The organism is Qipengyuania sp., assembly GCF_965277845.1.
Classification (GTDB): Bacteria; Pseudomonadota; Alphaproteobacteria; order Sphingomonadales; family Sphingomonadaceae; genus Qipengyuania.
In genome coordinates, this window is the sequence record NZ_OZ255844.1 from 2,048,041 (window position 1) to 2,068,405 (window position 20,365).

At 64.3% G+C, this 20,365-nt stretch carries 23 protein-coding genes; 11 read left to right on the forward strand and 12 right to left on the reverse strand.

The genetic code is table 11. From position 1 onward, the window contains the following. Nucleotides 1–12 precede the first annotated feature (12 nt). Entirely contained in the window at nucleotides 13–768 is a 756-nt protein-coding gene (locus tag ACQY4G_RS10035) for a 16S rRNA (uracil(1498)-N(3))-methyltransferase (RefSeq protein ID WP_421990661.1), read from the reverse strand. A gap of 136 nt (nucleotides 769–904) precedes the next feature. On the opposite strand from ACQY4G_RS10035, the gene ubiA reads away from it, so the two are divergent. The 3 genes from ubiA (at nucleotide 905) to ACQY4G_RS10050 (ending at nucleotide 2,783) form a co-directional block, all read left to right on the forward strand. Next, nucleotides 905–1,807, forward strand: coding sequence for a 4-hydroxybenzoate octaprenyltransferase (gene ubiA / locus ACQY4G_RS10040; protein WP_421990663.1), 903 nt, complete (start codon nucleotides 905–907; stop codon nucleotides 1,805–1,807). A gap of 93 nt (nucleotides 1,808–1,900) precedes the next feature. Then, complete coding sequence (locus tag ACQY4G_RS10045) at nucleotides 1,901–2,353, forward strand: tRNA (cytidine(34)-2'-O)-methyltransferase (protein WP_421990665.1); 453 nt, start codon at nucleotides 1,901–1,903, stop codon at nucleotides 2,351–2,353. A 79-nt stretch (nucleotides 2,354–2,432) separates the two neighbouring features. After that, nucleotides 2,433–2,783, forward strand: coding sequence for an ArsR/SmtB family transcription factor (locus ACQY4G_RS10050; protein ID WP_421990667.1), 351 nt, complete (start codon nucleotides 2,433–2,435; stop codon nucleotides 2,781–2,783). Here the strand turns inward: ACQY4G_RS10050 and ACQY4G_RS10055 are convergent. Further along, complete coding sequence (locus ACQY4G_RS10055; protein WP_421990669.1) at nucleotides 2,774–3,145, reverse strand: VOC family protein; 372 nt, start codon at nucleotides 3,143–3,145, stop codon at nucleotides 2,774–2,776. The genes ACQY4G_RS10050 and ACQY4G_RS10055 overlap by 10 nt on opposite strands. Nucleotides 3,146–3,270: 125 nt before the next feature. Here ACQY4G_RS10055 and soxR point away from each other — a divergent pair, with 125 nt between their 5' ends. Both soxR and ACQY4G_RS10065 read left to right on the forward strand, forming a co-directional pair. Then, complete coding sequence (gene soxR / locus ACQY4G_RS10060) at nucleotides 3,271–3,708, forward strand: redox-sensitive transcriptional activator SoxR (protein WP_067694959.1); 438 nt, start codon at nucleotides 3,271–3,273, stop codon at nucleotides 3,706–3,708. Nucleotides 3,709–3,770: 62 nt separating this feature from the next. Then, nucleotides 3,771–4,082, forward strand: coding sequence for a DUF6968 family protein (locus tag ACQY4G_RS10065; RefSeq protein ID WP_421990671.1), 312 nt, complete (start codon nucleotides 3,771–3,773; stop codon nucleotides 4,080–4,082). A gap of 83 nt (nucleotides 4,083–4,165) precedes the next feature. On the opposite strand, the gene ACQY4G_RS10070 is transcribed toward ACQY4G_RS10065, so the two are convergent. Then, entirely contained in the window at nucleotides 4,166–4,693 is a 528-nt protein-coding gene (locus tag ACQY4G_RS10070) for a SixA phosphatase family protein (protein ID WP_067694962.1), read from the reverse strand. After that, nucleotides 4,690–7,431, reverse strand: a complete 2,742-nt coding sequence (locus ACQY4G_RS10075; protein WP_421990673.1) for an ATP-dependent DNA helicase — start codon at nucleotides 7,429–7,431, stop codon at nucleotides 4,690–4,692. The genes ACQY4G_RS10070 and ACQY4G_RS10075 overlap by 4 nt, the downstream gene beginning before the upstream one ends. Before the next feature lie 197 nt (nucleotides 7,432–7,628). On the opposite strand from ACQY4G_RS10075, the gene ACQY4G_RS10080 reads away from it, so the two are divergent. Then, complete coding sequence (locus ACQY4G_RS10080; RefSeq protein ID WP_421990675.1) at nucleotides 7,629–8,603, forward strand: hypothetical protein; 975 nt, start codon at nucleotides 7,629–7,631, stop codon at nucleotides 8,601–8,603. 137 nt (nucleotides 8,604–8,740) lie between these two features. Here the strand turns inward: ACQY4G_RS10080 and ACQY4G_RS10085 are convergent, their stop codons facing one another. Then, complete coding sequence (locus tag ACQY4G_RS10085; RefSeq protein WP_291169887.1) at nucleotides 8,741–9,100, reverse strand: hypothetical protein; 360 nt, start codon at nucleotides 9,098–9,100, stop codon at nucleotides 8,741–8,743. 226 nt (nucleotides 9,101–9,326) lie between these two features. Between ACQY4G_RS10085 and ACQY4G_RS10090 the strand changes: the two genes are divergently transcribed. Both ACQY4G_RS10090 and ACQY4G_RS10095 read left to right on the forward strand, forming a co-directional pair. Continuing rightward, nucleotides 9,327–10,961, forward strand: coding sequence for a lysine--tRNA ligase (locus tag ACQY4G_RS10090; RefSeq protein WP_421990677.1), 1,635 nt, complete (start codon nucleotides 9,327–9,329; stop codon nucleotides 10,959–10,961). A gap of 57 nt (nucleotides 10,962–11,018) precedes the next feature. Further along, nucleotides 11,019–12,131: a PAS domain-containing protein gene (locus ACQY4G_RS10095; protein WP_421990679.1), complete on the forward strand. Its 1,113-nt coding sequence runs from the start codon at nucleotides 11,019–11,021 to the stop codon at nucleotides 12,129–12,131. 7 nt (nucleotides 12,132–12,138) lie between these two features. Here the strand turns inward: ACQY4G_RS10095 and ACQY4G_RS10100 are convergent, their stop codons facing one another. After that, a complete protein-coding gene (locus ACQY4G_RS10100; protein ID WP_067694979.1) occupies nucleotides 12,139–12,807 on the reverse strand; it encodes a prolyl hydroxylase family protein in 669 nt (222 codons plus the stop codon). Between the two features lie 99 nt (nucleotides 12,808–12,906). Between ACQY4G_RS10100 and ACQY4G_RS10105 the strand changes: the two genes are divergently transcribed. After that, on the forward strand, nucleotides 12,907–13,461 hold the full coding sequence (locus ACQY4G_RS10105) for a cytochrome b (RefSeq protein ID WP_421990681.1): 555 nt from the start codon (nucleotides 12,907–12,909) through the stop codon (nucleotides 13,459–13,461). Nucleotides 13,462–13,549: 88 nt separating this feature from the next. Here the strand turns inward: ACQY4G_RS10105 and ACQY4G_RS10110 are convergent, their stop codons facing one another. After that, on the reverse strand, nucleotides 13,550–14,686 hold the full coding sequence (locus tag ACQY4G_RS10110) for an RcnB family protein (RefSeq protein ID WP_421990683.1): 1,137 nt from the start codon (nucleotides 14,684–14,686) through the stop codon (nucleotides 13,550–13,552). Nucleotides 14,687–14,875: 189 nt separating this feature from the next. Between ACQY4G_RS10110 and ACQY4G_RS10115 the strand changes: the two genes are divergently transcribed. Beyond that, nucleotides 14,876–15,445, forward strand: coding sequence for a pyridoxamine 5'-phosphate oxidase family protein (locus ACQY4G_RS10115; protein ID WP_421990685.1), 570 nt, complete (start codon nucleotides 14,876–14,878; stop codon nucleotides 15,443–15,445). On the opposite strand, the gene ACQY4G_RS10120 is transcribed toward ACQY4G_RS10115, so the two are convergent. Further along, on the reverse strand, nucleotides 15,442–15,708 hold the full coding sequence (locus tag ACQY4G_RS10120; protein WP_421990687.1) for an acylphosphatase: 267 nt from the start codon (nucleotides 15,706–15,708) through the stop codon (nucleotides 15,442–15,444). The genes ACQY4G_RS10115 and ACQY4G_RS10120 overlap by 4 nt on opposite strands. 49 nt (nucleotides 15,709–15,757) lie before the next feature. Further along, nucleotides 15,758–16,195 carry an FKBP-type peptidyl-prolyl cis-trans isomerase gene (locus ACQY4G_RS10125; protein ID WP_067694991.1) on the reverse strand — a complete coding sequence of 146 codons (438 nt, stop codon included), beginning with the start codon at nucleotides 16,193–16,195 and terminating at the stop codon, nucleotides 15,758–15,760. 198 nt (nucleotides 16,196–16,393) lie between these two features. Here ACQY4G_RS10125 and ACQY4G_RS10130 point away from each other — a divergent pair, with 198 nt between their 5' ends. Further along, nucleotides 16,394–17,524: an endonuclease/exonuclease/phosphatase family protein gene (locus ACQY4G_RS10130; RefSeq protein WP_421990689.1), complete on the forward strand. Its 1,131-nt coding sequence runs from the start codon at nucleotides 16,394–16,396 to the stop codon at nucleotides 17,522–17,524. 6 nt (nucleotides 17,525–17,530) lie between these two features. Here the strand turns inward: ACQY4G_RS10130 and ACQY4G_RS10135 are convergent, their stop codons facing one another. The 3 genes from ACQY4G_RS10135 to ettA all read right to left on the reverse strand — a co-directional run bounded on the left by ACQY4G_RS10135 (nucleotide 17,531) and on the right by ettA (nucleotide 20,148). Beyond that, nucleotides 17,531–17,842 carry a GIY-YIG nuclease family protein gene (locus tag ACQY4G_RS10135; protein ID WP_421990691.1) on the reverse strand — a complete coding sequence of 104 codons (312 nt, stop codon included), beginning with the start codon at nucleotides 17,840–17,842 and terminating at the stop codon, nucleotides 17,531–17,533. A 189-nt stretch (nucleotides 17,843–18,031) separates the two neighbouring features. Beyond that, nucleotides 18,032–18,469, reverse strand: a complete 438-nt coding sequence (locus ACQY4G_RS10140; protein ID WP_421990693.1) for a hypothetical protein — start codon at nucleotides 18,467–18,469, stop codon at nucleotides 18,032–18,034. Next, on the reverse strand, nucleotides 18,469–20,148 hold the full coding sequence (gene ettA / locus ACQY4G_RS10145; RefSeq protein WP_421990695.1) for an energy-dependent translational throttle protein EttA: 1,680 nt from the start codon (nucleotides 20,146–20,148) through the stop codon (nucleotides 18,469–18,471). The genes ACQY4G_RS10140 and ettA overlap by 1 nt, the downstream gene beginning before the upstream one ends. Nucleotides 20,149–20,365 lie beyond the last annotated feature (217 nt).

Sequence of the window (20,365 nt, forward strand, 5' to 3'; positions counted from 1 at the left end):
GTGGAAAGGAAATTAATCTTCGCCGAGCCAGTCGCCCGCCTCGGCCATCCAGATCGCGATACCCGCAATCACTGCGGTCTCACCGCGCAGGATACGCGGGCCGAGGTTGATCGCGACCGAGGTGGGATGCGCGCGGATCGCGGCGCGCTCGGCATCGTCGAAACCGCCTTCGGGTCCGACCAGCAGCGCCGCCGGCCCCTCGGCATAGCAGAAGGCATCGGCAGCCGGTTCGCCCCCTTCCTCATCGGCGAAGAACAGGTGGCGTTCCTGCGGCCAGTCGCGCAGCAGCGGGTCGAGCTTTACAACGGGGGCGATTTCGGGCAGCGCGGTGCGCGCGCATTGCTCGGCTGCCTCGGTGACGATGGTATCGGCACGTTCGGCATTGAGCTTGTCCGCAACGCAGCGCCGGGTGACGACGGGCGCGATGCGCGCGACGCCGAGCTCGGTCGCTTTTTCGAGCACGAAGTCGAAGCGGTCTTTCTTCAGTAGCGCCGGGCAGAGCCAGAAATCGGGCACCGGTTCGCGGGGGCGCAGGTGTTGCCTGGGTTCGAGCAGGACGTGCCGCTTGCCCGCCTCGACCACTTCGGCAGCCCATTCGCCGGTAATGTCGTCGCACAGGATCACCGCATCGCCGGGCGAGACGCGCATCACCTTGGCGAGGTAATGCGCCTGGTTTCCTTCGACCTGCACGGGGGCGTCGGCGGCAAGTTCCTGTTCGACGAACAGGCGCGGGGCGCTCTTGGGCGGCCAGGCGGGGGTTGCGGGCATGATCCGGCAGCTAGCGACATTCTTTCCTTCCGTCATCCCCGCGAAGGCGGGGATCCTGCGACGCCTTTGGATGCATGCCGCAAAAAGCGGGATTCCCGCCTTCGCGGGAATGACGGATTGGTTTAGGGGGCACTGGATGTCCGAAACCATCGTCCCCGACAGCGAACATAGCGGCCTCGTCGCGCGCCTGCCGCAATTGCCGCGCGATCTGGCGCAGCTGGCGCGGTTCGACCGGCCGATCGGCTGGTGGCTGCTGTTCTGGCCCTGCGCCTGGGGTGTGTGGCTGACCGGCGCGGGCTGGCAGCTCGAACTGCTGGGCTGGATGCTGCTGGGCAGCATTGCCATGCGTGGGGCGGGCTGTGTCTATAACGATATCGTCGATGCCGATCTCGACCGGAAGGTGGCGCGCACTGCGGTGCGCCCGGTGGCGAGCGGGCGGATCTCCAAGAAGCTCGCCTGGACCTGGCTGCTCGCGCTGTGCGCCGTCGGCCTGCTCGTGCTGTGGCAGTTGCGCCCGCTCGCGCAAGGGGTCGCGCTGGCCAGCGTCGGCTTGGTGGCCGCCTATCCCTTCATGAAGCGTATCACCTGGTGGCCGCAGGCATGGCTGGGCATGGTTTTCACCTGGGGGCTGCTGGTCGGCTGGACGCAGCTGCGCGCCGACAATTGGGACGCGCTCGCAGCGATGTATGCGGGTGCAGCGCTGTGGGTCATCGGCTACGACACGATCTACGCCATGCAGGACCGCGAAGACGATGCGCTGGTCGGCATCCGCTCGAGCGCCCTTCGATTGGGCGGGCGGGTGCAGGGCGGGGTGGCGCTGTTCTATGCCGGTGCCGTCGCGTTGTGGGCGCTGGCCTTCTGGCTCTACCGCGCCGACTGGGTCGCGCTGCTCGCGCTGCTGCCCGCGGCAGGGCACCTTGTCTGGCAGGTCGCCACGCTCAACGGAGAGGACCCCGGCAACCCGCTCGACCGCTTCCGCGCCAATCGCTGGACGGGGGCACTGGTCGCCGCCGCCTGTTTCGTCGTGGGGAATGCCTGATGTTGGCGCAATGCGATTTGGTTGGGCCGCTTGAGAACGGCTGCAATGAACGGTTCGGTCTCCTCGTGATATCTGGGCGGCTGATCTGATCCCATGCGCATCGCGATGTTCGAACCCGAAATTGCAGGAAATGTCGGCGCGGTGATGCGGCTTTGTGCCTGTTTGGGTGCGCGAATAGACCTGATCGAACCAATGGGGTTCGAATGGGACGATCGCCGCGTGCGCCGCGCAGCCATGGACTATATCGACCATGTCGAGGTCGTGCGGCACGCGGACTTTATTGCTTTCAGCGAGACGCTGGGGGAGGGGCGGCTGGTGCTCTTTACCACCAAGGCGACGCAATCGGCTTTTGACTATGCATATCGCCCCGACGACGTGCTGTTGTTCGGCAAGGAAAGCGCGGGCGTGCCCGACCATGTGGTCGAGGCGAGCGATGCGAAGGTGCGTCTGCCGATGCGCGAGCAGGTCCGTTCGCTCAACGTCGCGACCAGCGCGGCCATCGCGCTGGCCGAGGCGTTGCGGCAGACCGGAACGCTCCCGGACTAGCGCCCGACGGTGGACAAGTGTCCACCCCCAGGCGCCTGAAACTTGAGCGACTCGGCAAGGCGTTCTTAATCTCGACTCGATGACCGACACCTTCGTCGCCCTTTCCGATCCCACCCGGCGGCACTTGCTGGACCGGCTGAGCGAGGAGGGCGGCCTGACCCTGTCGGATCTGGCGGAAGACCTGCCGATGACGCGCCAGGCGGTGGCCAAGCACCTCGCCGTGCTCGAGGCAGCCGAACTGGTCGCCTCCGAGCGCGACGGGCGTTGCAAGCGGCACTATCTCAACCCGGTGCCGCTCGCGAAGATGGCGCGGCGCTGGCTGGGTCGGTTCGAGGAGGTTCCGCTGGCAGCGATGTCCGGTTACCACGGTTCTGCACACGGGGTTCGCGCGGCGCGAACATCGGCTCTCGCAGGATCGGCTCATTCATAGCTGACCACCTCGAATTCGATTCCGTCCCAATCGAAGAAATAGAATCGGCGACCCGGCTCGTAGTCGTCATGGCCGAAGGATTTCAGCCCATGCGCGGCAACGACCTTTTCCGCCGCGTCGAGATCGTCGACGGTAAAGGCGACATGGTTGAGCGGCTGTCCCTTGCGATACTCGCCCTTCACATGCTCGCCCGTATAGAGCGCGATGTAATCGTGGGCTTCTCCGACATGGATCGTCCGCCCGCCAAGCTGCGAATTGCCGCGCCAGCGCTCCTTCCAGCCGAGCAGGTCTTTCAGCAGGTCTGCGCTGCGGTCGGGATCGGTAACCGAGATATTAGCGTGTTCGAGGCGTCCGGTGGACATGGTGCATCTCCTTGACAGGGACGGCAAACCGAGAACCGGTCGGACGTCCGCATTTGCGATGCCCATACCTATGCAACTTCAACTTCACTTGAGGTCAAGCTTCAAAAGCCCTATCAGTGAAATCGATGAACTCGAACGACCTTCTCAGCATCGGCGACCTTGCGCGCCGCACCGGCCTCTCGACCTCGGCGATCCGCTTCTACGAGGACAAGGGGCTGATCCAGGCACATCGCACCGCCGGTAACCAGCGACGCTTCCTGCGCAGCGATATCCGGCGGTTGAGCTTCATCCTGATCGTGCAGAAACTCGGCCTCTCGCTCGAAGAGATCGGCGACCATTTGCGCAGCCTGCCCCAGGGGCGCACGCCGTCGAGTTTCGACTGGTGGAAGATCAGCGAGGCGATCCGCGAAAGCCTCGATCGCCGGATCGCGCAATTGCAGGCGCTGCGCGACAATCTCGACGGCTGCATCGGCTGTGGCTGCCTGAGCCTGAAAACGTGCAAGCTCTACAATCCCGACGATATCGCCGCGGAAGGCGGGCCGGGTCCTCGGGTGCTGCGCTAGTTGCGGACGGTCCGTTGGCGACGACATTGCGGTCATCGGAGGACTCGGTCAAATGATTGCCGATGGAACAGAGTGATCCTTTTCTGGAGCGGACCTATCTACTCGACGGAACCGAGCTAACGTGTCGGTTCTATCAGCCCGTTTCTGATGGTCAGGACTTCAGTTGCCGGTATGAGATCAAGTGGCCCGACGGTCTTCGTTCGCGCAGTGCTTGGGGAGTGGACAGCGTTCAATCTCTGCTGCTCGCAATGCAGGCCATGCATAGCGACCTCTTGCTCCGTCGGGAGCGGGACGGGCTTGAAGTTCGATGGCTCGACGGGAGAGAACTTGGACTGCCTCCGCTCAGTGGAAACACCTCAGCAACGAGAGGGTAGCGGCATTGGCTGAGTGGCCGCTCCCCACCCACAAACCGCCAAATACTGGCTAACGCGACGCGTCTCAAACCGGACAGGGCGTCTCAATATTCGGGCCCAAGTTCCGGATCGAGGTCGCGCGGGCGGGCGAAATGCACGAGCTTACCGCAGCCGTCGCGCAGATCGGCCCAGTCCTCGATATCGAGTTCGAACACCGCATAGGCGGCGGTCGGAAACTTCACCTTGGCCTCGTCGTACAGCGCGTTCTCGTTCTTGGGCGCAACCAGTTCGAACAGCATGTCGCCAAGCCCGGGATTGTGGCCCGAGATCAGGAGGCTGTCGCCGTCCCCGCCCGCCTCGCGGATCACGGTCATGATCGTGTCGGTGCCCGCGAGATAGAGCCGCTCGTCCCATTGCGGCGCGAGCTCGGGAAGCGCTTCGGCCAGGGTTCTCTTCACGCGTTCGGCGGGGCTGGCGACGAGCCGGTCCCAAGCAACGCCATGCGCGCGGATATGCTCGCCGATGACCTCGGCTCCCTTGCGCCCCCGATCGTTGAGTCCACGGTCGAAATCGCGCTTGTCGCTCTGGCCCCAATCGGACTTGGCGTGGCGCAACAGGCCGAGGATTTTCACGATGGTTGGCTCTCCGCTGGCGAATGCTCGGGGCTAACAACACCCTTGGCGACGCGCTGTAAAGCCTCTTCGAGTGTCAGCCTCGTGACGGGCGTGCCTTCGGGGAAGGCCGACAGCAAGCGACTGGGGAAGGCGGGCGAGAGAACGACGAAATGGCCCGAATCCTCGCGCGTGCGGATCAGCCGGCCGAAGGCCTGGGCGAGCCTGGCGCGGATGATGCTGTCGTCGTAACGCTGCGCGCCGCCCTGCTGCTCGGCCGCGGCGGCGCGGCGCGCCCGGTGGAGGATGGTCGGACGCGGCCAGGGCACGCTTTCCATCACCACGCAGCGCAGGCTGCGCCCCGGCACGTCGACCCCGTCGCGCAGCGCATCGGTGCCGAGCAGGCTGGCGCGTGGATCGTCGCGGAAGATATCGGTCAGCGTGCCCGTATCGATCGGGTCGACATGCTGCGCATAGAGCGGCAGCCCGGCGCGCGCGAGCCGGTCTGCGATGCGGCCATAGACTGCGCGCATCCGGCGGATCGCGGTGAACAGGCCGAGGACGCCGCCATCGCTTGCCTCGATCAGCCGCGCATAGGCGCCGGCGAGCGCGGGGATATCGCCCTTGCGGATATCGGTGACGATCAGGACCTCGGCGCGGCTCGCATAGTCGAACGGACTGTCCGCCTGCACGGTCCTTGGACTGAGTTCGAGATGCGGCGCACCGCTCTTGGCGATGGCGTGCGGCCAGTCGGGCCCGCTCTCGTCGCGATCGGTCAGCGTCGCGCTGGTCAGCATCACGCCATGCGCGGGTTCGAGCACGACCTTCGCAAACGGCTTCATCGGATCGAGCCAGTGGCGGTACAGCCCGACGTCGAATTCGCGTGCATCGTTGCGATCGACCTGCAGCCAATCGACGAATTCCGGGTCCGCAGGCCCTCCGAGCCGCGACAGCAGCGCTTCCCAGGCGGCGATCAGGTCGATCCGCCAGGCGAGCGAATGGCGGGCACCTTCGATCCGCGCGCGACCCTGACCGTCGAGCCAGTCGGGTGCGTCCTCCATTACTGCTTCGAGCCGTCCGGCAAGTTTGAGCAGCGGTGTCCGGATAGCCGCCAGCGCCTGCGCGGCAGTGCCCGCCGCCTCGATCAGCTCGCCGGGCAGTTGCGCGGCCTCGGTCTCGATACCATAGCCCATCTCGAGACCGCTCTCGTCGCGCGCGAAGGTGGTGGCGCGGACGGCGGCGAGCAATTCCTCGAGCGGCCCCAACGGCGCGCCTTCCGCAAGTCGGCCGAGCCAGCCATCGGCGGGCAGCGCGTGCGCGGCCTCGACCGCGTCCTCCACCGCCTCGCCGCCTGCATCGTCATAGCTCGCGACATCGGCGAGCCGCGCGGACAGGCCGCGGCGACGCCCGCGGCTGTTCTTTTCCGGTCCGATGATCCAGCGCCTCAGCTCGATCGCTTCCTGCCCCGTGAGCGCTGCGGAGAAGGTGCTGTCGGCAGCATCGGAAACGTGATGGCCCTCATCGAAGATGATGCGCGTGGGACGGCTGGCGGGATCGCGCCCGCGCGCGGCGTTGACCATGACCAGGGCATGATTGGCAATCACGAGATCGGCCTGTGCGGCATTGCGCGCGCTCCGCTCGATGAAGCATTTCCGGTAATGCGGGCAGCTGGCATAGACGCATTCGCCGCGCTGGTCGGTCAGCGCTGCAATGCCGCGCTTGCGGAACAGCGTTCCGAGCCAGCCGGGCAGATCGCCGCCGATCATGTCGCCATCCTGCGAATAGGCCGCCCAGCGCGCGACCAGATGGGCGAGTATGGCGGGGCGGCCGGCAAAACCGCCCTGCAGTGCGTCTTCCAGATTGAGCAAGCAGAGGTAATTCTCGCGCCCCTTACGCACGACCACGGGCGGCGAACCATCGGGGCGGGCGGCAGGCCAGGCGCGGGCGCTCTCGCGCCGCAGCTGGCGCTGAAGGTTCTTGGTATAGGTCGAGACCCAGACCGTGCCGCCGGAACGCTCCGCCCAGAGCGAGGCCGGGGCGAGATAGCCCAGTGTCTTGCCGATCCCCGTGCCCGCCTGCGCCAGCAGGACATGCGGCCGCTTCTGCCGATCGCGCGGGCCGAAGACGTGGCCCGCACCCTTCGAGAAATTGCGCTGGCCGTCGCGCCGCTCGGCTCCTTCGCCGGTCAACCGTTCGAGCTGCGCCTCGATCTCCGGTTCCTCGATCCGCACCTGTGCGGGCTGCGCGCGCTCGGCGGCCTCCTCCCACTCGGGCAGGCGGCTGAAGAGCCATTTCTCGGCACGTTCGGGTTTGCGGATGTGCGGGGCGAGCACGCCCGACCAGGGCCAGCGGAGCCGCGCGAGCGATTGCTGCGCCGACCATGCACCCTCGCGTTCGGGCCAGTCCTCGTTCTCGCAAGTCGCTATCAAGGCCCCTGCAGCCTGTTGCAGCAACAGCGGCACCCCGGCATCGTCAGCAGGTTCTTCCAGCCCCAGCGCGTGCGCCAGCCCCTTGGGCGTGGGTACGCAAAACCGCGCGGGGTGGACGAAGGCGAAGAGCTCGAGCAGGTCGAGCCCCGAAAGGTCCGGATAGCCCAGCCGGTTGGCTACCAACGGCGCATTCATTAGCAGCTGCGGCGTATCGGCCGCGGCCATTACCGCTTCGCCTTTCGAACAGCCGCGCGTCCCGCCATTGGGGTCTCGCAGCCACGTACCTGCGTGGCTGGCGTGAAGGGCGGGGAGGGGCAGCAGCTCGCTCACGAAAATGACCATGAAAGGGCGGGAACGAAAAGTAAACAGAGCGCGGCGAGACCATGCCGGAGCTCATTCGGTTCGTCGCAAACGCTCGGCGGCTGGCCGTGAAACCCGCGAGAGAAATTACGAGAAAACAGCCTGTTGGAGTTTTCTGAACGCCCGATTACCGGAACTATGGCGAAATTGTGCCCGTTTTATCCGGCATGAACACGACACGCCCCCTTCTCTCCAGCGCCCCCGTCGCGATTGCCGCGATGGCCGCGCTCCATGCACCGGCAGCCGTCGCGCAGGATGCGACGGCCTTCATGCCAGAGCCGCTGGTGCCGCCACCGATCGTCGCATCGACGCCCGAGCCCGTCTCCTCGCCCGCGCCAATGATCATGGCGGCGCCCGAACCCGCCCCCGTGACCGCGATCGAGCTGCCGCAGGCAGAGCCGCTGGTCGAGCCGCCGGTGGTGCGTGAAGCTGAACCGGTCGCTACCACCGATACGACCCGCAGCACCGCTCCGCAGCAGCGCGCCGAAACGCCCGCCCCGGCCGCCGTCACTCCGCGCACCACGGCTGCTCCTGTCGACGAGACGGTCACATCTGTGCCGACGATCGAGGAGTCGACGGCGGCGAGCGTTCCGGGCGAGGCCCAGCCCGCTGCCGAAGCCGCGCCGGATCCAATGCCCGAACCGGTAAACGACAGCTCCGACGCTGCGCTGCTGTTCGCTGTGCTGGGCGCGGGCGGGATCGGCCTTGCCGCGCTCCTGCTGCTGCTTGCGCGCCGCCGCCGCCGGCGCCGGGAGGCCGATGTCCCGGTAATCCAACGTCCGATCGTCAATGCCCACCGCACGATCGAACGCGAACCGCGGGTCACGGCGCATGATGCACCGCTGCCAGCGATGGGTTCAGAACCTTCGCGACCGGTGGGCGTAAGCCGTGGTGCCGCGGTAGAGCTTCCGGCCGAGCTGCCGCGCGATCCCGAAGAGCGCAGGCGGCTGCTGCAACGGATGATCGCAGCCGGGCCCGACCGCGCCAACCCATTCGCCTCGCCCAAGGCTCGCGCCAAGCGTGCCCGCCTGATCCTGCAGTCGATCGGCACCCGTTTCACCGATCGCAAGCCGAGCATCGATTTGAGCCAGTACACCAATGTCTGGCCCGAGCTGCGCGGCTGGCGTCCTGCGACAGCCTGAACCCCCTCCCGACCCCGACTGGTGTCGCAGCGGTAGGGGCGTCCTCCCGAAAGGGAAGGCGCCCCTATTGCCGTCTCGGTCGTACCGGCCGGGACCTGAGGAGGTGCGGTGGCCCCGGCCGATCCGTCAGGCCCTGCTCAGCATTTGCCGAAGGACTTCGAGACGATCTGGACTCCGCCGACGGACACGGTCACCTTGACGCCGGTCGGAATGCCCCATGTGGTGCAGATGTGCAGGCATGCCTGCGCCGCGGTTCCTTCCGGAACCGAAATCGGGATCGGGATGCACACCGAACCGATCCCGAGCGGCAGATCGAGGCAGATCTTGTGATCCTTGACCGTGACGCTGATACATTCGGCCAGCGCCGCATATTCGCCGCCGCCAAGAATGTTGGGACTGCCATCTGCCGTGGTGGCCCCGACGATCTCGTTGTGCCGACTGGCTGCCTCCAGCGCGTTCTGGACCTTTTCTTCGTCGAAGCTTGGAAGAGATGCCATGATCTAAATCCCCTTTTTATATTCGCGACCCCATCGGCCGCCCGGGCCTTTTCCCGGTTCGTGCGGCGGTTTTCGATTCGAACTCGCTCCACCATGGGGGCATTCGCGGGTTGCGTTTGCGGGGGCCACGGGGCTGGGGGTGCTCGCGGTCGAACGGATCTGGATATAAATGCGAGAGACAACTTGCCGCTTGCGCGGCAGCCGCAATTTCGCGAGAGGCGCGGATATGAGCATGACCGACCTGATCGAAGCCGCCCGCGTGTCCAAGGCCTGGCCGTTCCAGGAGGCGCAGCGCCTGCTCAAACGCTATCCCGACGGTGCCAAGCCGGACGGTTCGCCGGTCCTGTTCGAAACCGGCTACGGTCCCAGCGGCCTGCCGCATATCGGTACGTTCCAGGAGGTGCTGCGCACCACGCTGGTGCGCCGCGCCTTCGAGGCCATGATCGGTGCGAAGCCGGAAGACGGCAAGACGCGCCTTGTTGCCTTTTCCGACGACATGGACGGGTTGCGCAAGGTGCCCGACAACGTGCCGAACAAGGAATTGCTCGAGGCGAATCTGCACCTGCCGCTTTCGCGTGTCCCCGATCCGTTCGAAAAGGGTCACGAAAGCTTCGCCGCGCATAACAATGCGAAGCTGCGCGAATTCCTCGATCGGTTCGGTTTCCAGTACGAATTCATCGCGTCGAACGACATGTACAATTCGGGGCGTTTCGACGATGCGCTCCGCCAGGTCCTGCGCAAGAACCAGGACATTCTCGACATCATGCTTCCCACGCTGCGCGAGGAGCGGCGCAAGACCTATTCACCCATCCTGCCGATATCGCCCTCCACGGGGCGTGTGCTGCAGGTGCCCGTCGAGGTGGTCGATGCCGAGGCCGGTACGGTTCGGTTCACCGACGAGGACGGGACCGTGGTCGAACAGTCGGCGCTTGGCGGGATGAGCAAGCTGCAGTGGAAGGTCGACTGGGCGATGCGCTGGTATGCGCTCGGCGTCGATTACGAGATGTACGGCAAGGATCTGACCGACAGCGGCATCCAGTCGGGCAAGATCGTCAAGGCGCTGGGCGGTCGCAAGCCGGAGGGACTGATCTACGAGATGTTCCTCGACCAGAACGGCGAGAAAATTTCCAAGTCCAAGGGCAACGGCCTCTCGATCGAAGAGTGGCTGACTTACGGATCGGAAGAGAGCCTCGGCTTCTACATCTTCCCCAATCCGAAGAGCGCCAAGCAACTCCATGTCGGCGTGATTCCGCGTGCGGTGGACGATTACTGGCAATTCCGCGAGCGCCTGGTCGAACAAGCGCTCGACAAGCAACTTGGCAATCCGGCCTGGCACCTGTTGCGTGCCAACGGCGGGTTCGAGGGCAGCGAGGCCCCGGGCGCAGGCGACAGCCTGCCGGTGACTTATGGCCTCCTGCTGAATCTGGCTAGCGTGCTGGGTGCGGAAGCGACCGAGGAGAACCTGCGCGACTATCTCGAAAGCTATATCGGCGCGGGCAAGATCACGCCGGAGCTGGCGGTTTTGATCGGCACTGCCGTCGCTTACACGCGCGATTACATCGTGCCGACGCTGGAGAAGCGCGCGCCGACCGACAACGAGGCGGAAGCGCTGCGCGCGCTCGATGCCTATCTTGCAGATGCCGCGGAGGACACCGGCGCCGAGGATCTGCAGACCCAGGTCTACGAAATCGGCAAGCGCGAGGAACATGGTTTCGCCACCCTGCGCGACTGGTTCAAGGCGCTCTACCAGACGTTGCTCGGCAGCGATCAGGGGCCGCGCATGGGCAGCTTCATTGCGCTCTATGGCGTCGCCAATACGCGCAAGCTGATCGCCGAGGCGTTGGCGCGCGGCCAATCTTGATTCCGGGTCTGCTTCGCGGCAAAATCGCGGGGCAGGCGGCAGATCGAAGGCGGCACGATGAATCGCGGGGGCAACAGCGAAGCGGAAGGTGAAACGCCGGAGGCGATCGACAGTCTCAGTGCAGAACATCATGCGAGCATAGCCGGCCGGCTAGCCGACCTCAGGATCGGCTCCGCGCAACTGTTTCTCGAAACGACGGAGCAGACCCGCATGGCGCTTGCTCTTTCGGATCCGCATCAACCGGATTGCCCGATCGTCTATTGCAACAAGGCGTTTACCGATCTCACCGGCTATTCGATGGACGAGATCATCGGGCAAAACTGCCGGTTCCTGCAAGGGCGGGGAACCAGGCCCTCCGCAGTGGCCAAGCTTCGCAAGGCTATCGAGACCGAAAACTATACCGTCGTCGATATCCTCAACTACCGCAAAGACGGGACCGCATTCTGGAACGCCGTCCACGTGGGACCAATCTACGATCGAGAAGGCAATCTCGCCTACTTTTTCGGTTCGCAATGGGACATTACCGAGCTGCTGGCGGCGCGGGAAACCATCGTCGAGAACGAGCGCGTTGCAGCCGAGTTGCGTCACCGCACGGACAATCTTTTTGCGGTTCTAACGGCCATTGTGCGGCTATCGGCGCGAGGTTCGAAAGATGTTGACGAACTCTCGGCCAAGATCGAGCGCCGCATCGAGGCGCTAGCAGGAGCCCATCGCGTGTCGCTTGCCGAAGAAGGCCTGGATGAGGGTCGCAGCAATCTGCGTACTCTCGTCGAGGCGGTGATGCGCCCCTATCGCAATTCGCATCCCGATCGGATCGCCCTCACCGGCGAGGCGATCGAATTGCCTCGCAAACATGTCACCCCGCTGGGCCTGACACTGCACGAGCTGGCGACCAACGCCCTCAAATACGGTGCGCTCGCACACGAAGATGGCAAGGTTCAAATCGACTGGGGTGCCGATGACGACACTTTGACCGTCAATTGGATCGAAAAACGCGAACGCGGCGCTAGTCCGCTCCCCGGGGAGCCCGACTTGAAGGGGACGGGGTCTGGAACCCGCCTGATCGAGGGTGTGATCCGCAGCCTCAAGGGAGAATTCGATCCCCGATTCGCGCCCGAGGGCTTTCGCGCTACCATCCGCGTGCCGGCATTTGCGGGCACCGACGCCTAGCGACGGACTAGCTGTGCTTGCGCGTGCGGTACCACTTGGTCAGGACATATTTCTGCCCCTTGAGTACCGGCGTCCCGGCATGAAGAGTGCTTTCGTTGGGTAGTCCCGCGGGGGTCGCATTGTTCCAGACGAGGAGAACGCCCGGCTTCGGTTCGATCGAGGCACCGACTTCGACGAAATGCGTATGCCCGCCTTCCTCTACCTCGTTGAGAAAGGCCATGGCGGTCCAGCAGCGCTGGCCGCCGCGTTTCTTCTCGAGCTTCCAGTATTCCTGGTCGGTATAGAACCAGTCATTGTGCGGCTTGAATTCCTGGCCCGGAAGATAGCGCTGGCCCTGGATGTTCTCGCCCACCTTGCCCGGCAGGCCCAGCGTATCGTCGATCCTGCGGGAGATCGCCTTGACGAAGGGATCGTGCGGATCGAAATTCCCCGAATAGGAGGTGCGGAACTTCGCGACATATGCGGTTTCGTGCAATTCGCTCGGCCGCGCGACCGCATCGATCATCAGCATCAATCGCTGGCATTCCTCCGGGGAGAGGAAATTCCCGATGGCGTAAATCTCGGCCTTGTCGGTGGGGATCTTGTAGGCTTGCGGATCGGAGTCGAGGCGCTTGCGCACCATGGCGCCGACGCGCTTGAGCGCATCCTGATCGGGAACGTTCGCGGTCTTGCTCATCGTGCGCCCTGTTAGCAAGCGTGCTCGTGGCTTCAAGGTAGTGGCTTGCCGCAACCTGTCGAAGCGCTAGTCTGGATTGCCTTAGTTCGGGAGGGATCAATGACCGATGCTGCCGCACGCCGTTATTCGAAGGGCGCCATGCTGTTCCACTGGATCATCGCCACCGCGGTGATCGTCAACTGGCGCATCGCCGAGGCGGCCGAGCATGCCGAAATGCCTGCCAAGGCGGAGATTTTCGCCGATCACAAGGCGCTGGGAATCGCGATTCTTCTGCTCACGCTGGCGCGGCTCGCCTGGCGCTGGACCCACCCGGTGCCGCCGCTGCCGAGCGGTCTCGCGAAATGGGAGGCGACGCTGGCGCGGGCGGTGCACATCCTCTTCTATGTCCTTCTGATCGGCCTGCCCCTAGGCGGCTGGCTGGCCAACTCCTTGACCGGACGCGACATCGATTTCTTCGGTCTGTTCACCATCCCGCCGCTGCCACTAGGCGAGAACGACGACCTCGGGGGATCGATCTTCGACATGCACGCGCTCGGCGGCAACATTTTCATCTACCTGATCGGCCTGCATATTCTCGGTGCGCTCAAGCATACTTTTGTCGACAAGAACGGCGGCATTTTCCGCATGCTGCCTTTCGGCAAGGTGCCTGGCTGATGGTGCGGCCATGAAAAACCCCCGCCGATCGCTCGGCGAGGGTTTTGTTGGCCGACCGGACCACTCTCAAGCCGATCGGTGACGGGGCCTACCAGAAGAAGTCGTAAATCACGTCGACCACTTCGCCGCTGTAAATGTCGACCAGCAGCACGTCGTCGTAATAGCGCACCCAGCGATAGGGTCCGTAGACTTCGGGCAGGCGATAGCGCCAGGGATCGTTGATCCAGTAGCGGCTGCCGAAGAACAGGTTGCCGAGGCGCACGCCAATGCTCAACCGGCGATAGCGATAGTCGCGATAGGGCGCATAGTATCGGCCCAGCCGGAAGATGTCGCGATTGTAATAGCGATGGTTGTACCAGTTGTAGCGGCGGTTGTTGCGCCAGCGGCGATGGTCCCAACGATCGTAATGCCGCCACCGGCGCCCGTCATGATAGCGTGCGCGCCGCTGGTCGCGGCGGGCCTCGCGATAGCCGTCACGGTAGGAGTCGCGCCGGATACGGCGATCCTCCCACCGGTCGCGCCGACGCTCGGCCCGGCGTCCGTCGCGATAGGCATCGCGACGAATGCGCCGATCCTCGCGCGCGTCGCGGCGGCGTTCGTCCCGCCGGCCCGCACGATAGGCGTCGCGGCGAGCCTCACGGCGCCGTTCGGCACGACGCTCGGCCCGATTGCGGTCGACATAGGTCCGATTGCGATCGCCGCGATAGGTGCGGTTGCGTTCGCGAAACTCCCGGCGGTCGGTACGGCGGTCGGCTCGGCGCTCGCCACGCTGGTCGCGGCGGAAATCCCGGCGGTCGGCACGTTGATCGCGGCGGAAATCCCGGCGGTCGGCACGTTGATCGCGACGATTATCGCGCCGGTCGGCGCGTTGATCCCGGCGGAAATCGCGCCGCTCGGCACGTCGTTCTGCACGGCGCTGTGCGCGTGCTTCGTTGAAGTCTACCCGGTTGTTACCCGTGGTTTCGGTGCGATCCCGCCCACCTGCCCGGCGACCGTTCTGCGTCCGGCGGAACTCGCGCGCCGCATTCTGGCGGGCGCGCTGGCGCGCTTCCTGTCGCTGTGCACGACGCTGCTGGCGGGTCTCGCTGCGGTCTCCCTGGGCGGCCCGGATGCGTTCCTGCATTTCGCGCGGCTGCGCTTCGGCCTCGTCCGGCAGGGCAGTGAGAGCCATCGCCGCGGCGAGGGCGCTCAGCGCGCTGCCTTTCATTAGCTTGGTTGGATTCATGGAGCGTGTCCTCTTTGTCGGTCCGATGCCGCTCCACCACCCGCGGCCACTGTCGATGTGGTATCTTGTATCACAACGGCCTGACGCCAAACTGAACCGGTCTACCGGTGTGCCATTCATATTAATGACGAAAAATATGAACGCAATGCCGCCTTGGCACTATGGCTCCGCGCATGCATTGCATTGGCGATGTACGAGACGCTCGACGAGGTCCGCGCCGATATCGCCGCGCGGCTGGAAGAAGCGGCGCGTGATCGGCGTTCGCCCATGCACACGCCCGTTGTCGCCACTGCCGATGCCGACGCGCGGGTCATGGTGCTGCGCGCCTTCGATTGCGATCGTTGGACGCTGCGTTTCCATACGGATGTCCGCGCGTCCAAGGTGGCTGCGATCGAGGCGGATCGGCGTGTCGCCGTTCTCGGCTACGATCGGCCCGCAAAGGTCCAATTGCGTTTGCGGGGAACAGGGCGAATCGAGCGCGAAGGGCCGGCGGTGGATTCCGCTTGGGCCGAGAGCAACAATTTCGCGCGGCGCTGCTATCTGGGGGAAGGCCCCGGTGCGGTGTCGGATGTGCCAACATCGGGCCTGCCACAGCAATTCGAAGGCGCCGAACCCGATGACCAACAGATCGTTCCCGCCCGCGAAAATTTTGCCATCCTCTTGGTCGAGGTGGCGGAGATCGACTGGTTCAGCCTTGCCCACACCGGTCATCGTCGTGCCCTTCTGACGCGCGATGGGGGGACGTGGATTTCACCCTAGCGTCGAGTGAAGCCACGTAGCCCCTGGGGCTCGGCGCTGCGCTGTTCGATTCGCGTCGGCGCCGCGCGGGGCGGGCCGTCGTGCATCGCAGCGATCATGCGGGTGATTGCTTCTCCGTCCCCTTCGAGATGCGCCTCCACCGTGCCGTCGGGCAGATTGCGCACCCAGCCTGCAAGGCCGTGATCGCGCGCGGTTTCCACCGTCCAGTCGCGATAGAAAACGCCCTGCACGCGGCCGTGAACGATGAGATGGCGGGCGGTCATCGGCTCTTGCGGCTCCCGCCGTCCAGCCACGCCGCCCGCATTCCCGTCATCAGGCAGCCTGCTTGATCTCGCGCAGGGTGATGTCGAAAGTGATGTCCTCGCCTGCCAGCGGGTGGTTGCCGTCGGCCTTCACCGTCTCGTCGCCGACTTCGACGATATAGAGCGTCAGCGGCTGGCCGTCGGGCGATTGCGCCTGCATCGCCATGCCCGGCTGCGGGGCCGGTTCGGCCGGCAGGTTGGCGCGCGGGATGTCGATGACCATTTCCTCGCGCCGCGGTCCGAAGGCCTTGTCGCAGGGGATGGCGACCGACTGTTCTTCGCCGACATTCATGCCGGTCAGCGCCTCTTCGATCTGCGGAAAGATCTGGCCGTTGCCCAGTTGGATTTCCTGCGGGCCGGCCTGCGCGGTATCGCCGACCACTTCGCCGTCGGTGCGCTTGAGCACATAGTCGATGGTTACGGTGTCACCGGTGTTGGGAGTCGTCATACATGTCCTTTTCGGGATTTCGTGTTCGCGGCATCGATGCGCCGTCGGGAAGCGCGCCCTGTCAACGGGCGCCTTGGCACAGAGTCTCGCAAGTCCGGCGGCACTAGTCAAACGGCCCGACCCGGATGCCGAGCTTTCGGTGGATAGTTGGCGCAATCGCCGATAGGGGAAACCACGAAAACAAGGGGGTCTGTCCGAATGGGACGCGCACATAAGATCGGATCGGGCGCACGATGGGCAAGGGTCGGGCTGTGGATCATGCGCGCCATCGCCGTGCTGCTGGTGGTCGGCTCGCTCATGAGCACGACCGAACTCAACCAATGGTGGATCCGGATATGGGATTTCCCGCGGATCCAGATCCTGTTGGCGATGATCGCCGCCGCGCTCGCGCTGTGGAGGTTCGATCGTGCATGGCGGCCCTGGCTACCCCTCGCGCTCGCAGGCTTCGCGCTCTGGCAGTTCTATCGGGTGTTGCCGTACACGCCCATGACCTCGCCGGAGGTGGATCGCGTGGCTGAACAGGAAACCGACCGGACGGGCTGCTTCACCACGCTCACGCTCAATGTGCTGCAGGACAATCGCGAATACGGCCGCACGGTGGACCTCATCCGGCGGCTCGATCCCGATATCGTGCTGCTGATGGAAACCGACCGGGCCTGGGCCGATGCGGTTGCGCCGGCGCTCGCAGGCTATCCGGGGCGCATCGACCGGCCGCTGGACAATACCTATGGCATCATGTTCGCCTCGAAGCTGCCGATGGCGAACGCCTCTATCCAGGATCTGGCGCAGAAGGACACGCCGAGCGTCTTCGCCACGCTGTCGGTCGGCGGGCACGACTTTCGCATGATCGGCCTGCATCCGCGCCCGCCCGTGCCCAGGCAGGACACCGAGGAGCGCGACGCGGAGATCGTCATGGCGGCCAAGCAGGCGCAGGACCTCGCGCTGCCGGTGCTGGCGATCGGCGATTTCAACGATGTCGCCTGGTCGGACACCACGCGCCTGTTCAAGGATATCGGCGGCTTTCTCGACCCGCGTATCGGGCGTGGAACCTACGCCACCTTTCCGGCGGGCATGGTGTGGCTCGGCTGGCCGCTCGACCATCTGTTCGTGACCGAGGAATTCCTCTTCTCCGAAATGCGCGTAGGCGAGAGCGTCGGCTCCGACCACCGCCCGGTCATCGCCCGCCTGTGCCTCGACCCGGAGGCCGCCCGCTCGCGCAACGAGCGCGCCAAGGCCCCCGACGAGGACGACGAGGAAGAAGCGGGCGAGGTTATGGAAGAGTTCGAGGAGGATTCGGCACGTGATGCGGTCGAGGGCGAGGAAAGCTGATCGACGCTACCTCAACGTCTCGAACCCGAAATCCTCCGCCAAATCGTGCCACTGAGGATTGGTTTCTTCAATCAGCCGCAGCTTCCACGCGCGGTTCCACTTCTTGAGCTGCTTCTCACGAATAATTGCGGGTTCCATTTCCTCGTGCACTTCGAACCATACGAGCCTCTTGACGCCGTAGTGCTTGGAGAATCCGTCGGCCGCGTCGGTGCGGTGTTGGTGAATTCGGCTCTCCAGATCGGAAGTCACGCCGACATACAAGGTGCCGTTACGCTGCGAGGCGAGTATATAGACGCAGGGCGTGCGCTCGAAAGACATGGGTGACGCTTATCCCGGGTCGCACGCAACGTCATCGCCAATTGCCCTCCGAGATCCGCAAGCAAATTCGTCATCCCCGCGTAGGCGGGAATCCAGAGCGAGGAAGCGCCGAAGCCACACTGGATTCCCGCCTACGCGGGGATGACGAGTTTTTCCCGCAGGGCGAGATGCACGCGGATAACTGCGAATCTACCGCGGCGGCTGAACGTTTGCACCAGTGCCAGATGCCCAAAGACGCGCTTTGAATTCCCCTATGGGCTTTTGCGGAGCGTCTCCAAGATCTTCTCGAATGTACCAGACCAAACGTGACCAAATCTCATCGTGGCGCTCGATTGAGAATTTGTGTGCATTGGACTCCGCGACGATTTCTTGCATCTCGTGCAATACATCAATCACGTCTTGTGATGCGATAAGATGCAAGTCGTTCATCGCGTTGGCGAAAGCGATCTTCGCGTCGTTCGGAGGATTGGCGCCACCAGAGATACCGGAGCACGCGCGGAAAAATGCTTCGTAATATTCCAGCTTTTTTGCACGCCAGGTTGCTTCCCGTTCCCGACTCTTATTAAATAGATGAGTTAGCGCCGCGATTACGATTGCGGCTGCAGCAGAGATGATTGCTGTCCACACTACCTAGTAAGCTTCTTATACGCCAACCGCGTCGGACGATCCGCCGCATCGCCCAGCCTGCGCCGCTTGTCCTCTTCGTAAGCCTCGAAGTTGCCCTCGAACCATTCGACGTGGCTGTCGCCTTCGAAGGCGAGGATGTGCGTTGCGAGGCGGTCGAGGAAGAAGCGGTCGTGCGAGATGACCACGGCGCAGCCAGCGAAGTTTTCGATCGCCTCCTCCAGCGCGCCCAGCGTTTCCACGTCGAGGTCGTTGGTCGGTTCGTCGAGCAGCAGGACGTTGCCGCCCTCCTTCAGCATCTTGGCCATGTGGACGCGGTTGCGTTCACCGCCCGAGAGCTTGCCGACGTTCTTCTGCTGGTCCGGCCCCTTGAAGTTGAAGGCGCCGACATAGGCGCGGGTCGAGACGTCGTGGCCGTTGACCTTCATATAGTCGAGCCCGTCGGAGATTTCCTCCCACACGTTGTTTTTCGGGTCGAGGTGGTCGCGGCTCTGGTCGACATAGCCGAGGCGAACCGTGTCGCCGATTTCCACCGTGCCGCTGTCGGGCTGTTCCTTGCCGGTGAGGATCTTGAACAGCGTGGACTTGCCCGCGCCGTTCGGCCCGATGACGCCGACGATACCGCCCGGGGGCAGCATGAAGGAGAGGTTTTCGAACAGCAGCTTGTCGCCATAGGCCTTGGAGATGTTCTTGGCCTCGATCACCTTGCCGCCGAGGCGCTCGGGCACCTGGATGACGATCTGCGCCTTGCCCGGCTTGCGGCCCATCTGCTCTTCCTGGAGCTGTTCGAACTTGCGAATACGCGCCTTCGACTTGGTCTGTCGCGCGCTGGGCGTCTGCCGGATCCATTCGAGTTCGCGGCTGAGCGCCTTCTGACGCCCCGATTCCTCGCGGCTTTCCTGCTCGAGGCGCTTGGCCTTCTTTTCCAGATAGGTCGAATAGTTGCCTTCGTAGGGGTAGTAGGATCCGCGGTCGAGTTCGAGGATCCAGCCCACCACATTGTCGAGGAAGTAGCGGTCGTGGGTAATCATCAGCACCGCGCCGGCATATTCCTTGAGGTGGTTTTCGAGCCACTGGACGCTTTCGGCGTCGAGATGGTTGGTCGGCTCGTCCAGCAGCAGGATCGAGGGCTTCTGGATCAGCAGGCGGGTGAGTGCGACGCGGCGCTTCTCACCGCCCGAGAGGTCGGTGACCGGCCAGTCGCCGGGCGGGCAACGCAGAGCCTCCATCGCGATTTCGAGCTGATTGTCGAGCGTCCAGCCGTCGACCGCGTCGATTTCTTCCTGGAGCGTGCCCATTTCCTCCATCAGCGCGTCGAAATCGGTATCTTCCTTTGGGTCGCCCATTTCGGCGCTGATCGCGTTGAAGCGATCGACCTTGTCGGCAATCTCGCGCGCGCCGTCCTTGACGTTTTCGAGCACGGTCTTGCTATCGTCGAGCGTGGGCTCCTGCGGCAGGTAGCCCACGGTGATGTTCTCGCCCGGCCACGCCTCGCCGGTGAAATCGGTGTCGATGCCGGCCATGATCTTCATCAGCGTCGACTTGCCCGCACCGTTGGGGCCGACGATGCCGATCTTGGCACCCTGGTAGAATTGCAGGTTGATATTGCTGAGTACCGGCTTGGAAGCGCCGGGGAAGGTCTTGGTCATGTCCTTCATGACGAAAGCGTATTGGGCGGCCATCGGGCTGGGTCCTTGAGATATCGAATGGATGGGCGGGCGAGATGGCCCGCGAGGTATGGGGGCGCAGATAGTCGCACCCGTGCCACGGGGCAAGCGTGCGAAATCGAGGTTGCGCGCGGGCAACGCTGCCAGGGCGAAACAGTTGGAGGCGCAAATGGATCATGGACAAATGTTAAAAAACATCCGATTTTAGGGCGTAGTTGGGGGTTCCACTTAC

What these genes read in the sequence shown, in the direction of transcription:
- ACQY4G_RS10130 (WP_421990689.1), top strand. Translation starts at nt 16,394, where the DNA reads ATGGGACGCGCACATAAGATCGGATCGGGCGCACGATGGGCAAGGGTC.
- ACQY4G_RS10135 (WP_421990691.1), bottom strand. Translation starts at nt 17,842, where the DNA reads ATGTCTTTCGAGCGCACGCCCTGCGTCTATATACTCGCCTCGCAGCGT.
- ACQY4G_RS10055 (WP_421990669.1), bottom strand. Translation starts at nt 3,145, where the DNA reads ATGTCCACCGGACGCCTCGAACACGCTAATATCTCGGTTACCGATCCC.
- ACQY4G_RS10085 (WP_291169887.1), bottom strand. Translation starts at nt 9,100, where the DNA reads ATGGCATCTCTTCCAAGCTTCGACGAAGAAAAGGTCCAGAACGCGCTG.
- ACQY4G_RS10045 (WP_421990665.1), top strand. Translation starts at nt 1,901, where the DNA reads ATGCGCATCGCGATGTTCGAACCCGAAATTGCAGGAAATGTCGGCGCG.
- ubiA (WP_421990663.1), top strand. Translation starts at nt 905, where the DNA reads ATGTCCGAAACCATCGTCCCCGACAGCGAACATAGCGGCCTCGTCGCG.
- ACQY4G_RS10090 (WP_421990677.1), top strand. Translation starts at nt 9,327, where the DNA reads ATGAGCATGACCGACCTGATCGAAGCCGCCCGCGTGTCCAAGGCCTGG.
- ACQY4G_RS10105 (WP_421990681.1), top strand. Translation starts at nt 12,907, where the DNA reads ATGACCGATGCTGCCGCACGCCGTTATTCGAAGGGCGCCATGCTGTTC.
- ACQY4G_RS10095 (WP_421990679.1), top strand. Translation starts at nt 11,019, where the DNA reads ATGAATCGCGGGGGCAACAGCGAAGCGGAAGGTGAAACGCCGGAGGCG.
- ACQY4G_RS10125 (WP_067694991.1), bottom strand. Translation starts at nt 16,195, where the DNA reads ATGACGACTCCCAACACCGGTGACACCGTAACCATCGACTATGTGCTC.
- ACQY4G_RS10050 (WP_421990667.1), top strand. Translation starts at nt 2,433, where the DNA reads ATGACCGACACCTTCGTCGCCCTTTCCGATCCCACCCGGCGGCACTTG.
- soxR (WP_067694959.1), top strand. Translation starts at nt 3,271, where the DNA reads ATGAACTCGAACGACCTTCTCAGCATCGGCGACCTTGCGCGCCGCACC.
- ACQY4G_RS10080 (WP_421990675.1), top strand. Translation starts at nt 7,629, where the DNA reads ATGAACACGACACGCCCCCTTCTCTCCAGCGCCCCCGTCGCGATTGCC.
- ACQY4G_RS10120 (WP_421990687.1), bottom strand. Translation starts at nt 15,708, where the DNA reads ATGACCGCCCGCCATCTCATCGTTCACGGCCGCGTGCAGGGCGTTTTC.
- ACQY4G_RS10035 (WP_421990661.1), bottom strand. Translation starts at nt 768, where the DNA reads ATGCCCGCAACCCCCGCCTGGCCGCCCAAGAGCGCCCCGCGCCTGTTC.
- ettA (WP_421990695.1), bottom strand. Translation starts at nt 20,148, where the DNA reads ATGGCCGCCCAATACGCTTTCGTCATGAAGGACATGACCAAGACCTTC.
- ACQY4G_RS10110 (WP_421990683.1), bottom strand. Translation starts at nt 14,686, where the DNA reads ATGAATCCAACCAAGCTAATGAAAGGCAGCGCGCTGAGCGCCCTCGCC.
- ACQY4G_RS10065 (WP_421990671.1), top strand. Translation starts at nt 3,771, where the DNA reads ATGGAACAGAGTGATCCTTTTCTGGAGCGGACCTATCTACTCGACGGA.
- ACQY4G_RS10115 (WP_421990685.1), top strand. Translation starts at nt 14,876, where the DNA reads ATGTACGAGACGCTCGACGAGGTCCGCGCCGATATCGCCGCGCGGCTG.
- ACQY4G_RS10100 (WP_067694979.1), bottom strand. Translation starts at nt 12,807, where the DNA reads ATGAGCAAGACCGCGAACGTTCCCGATCAGGATGCGCTCAAGCGCGTC.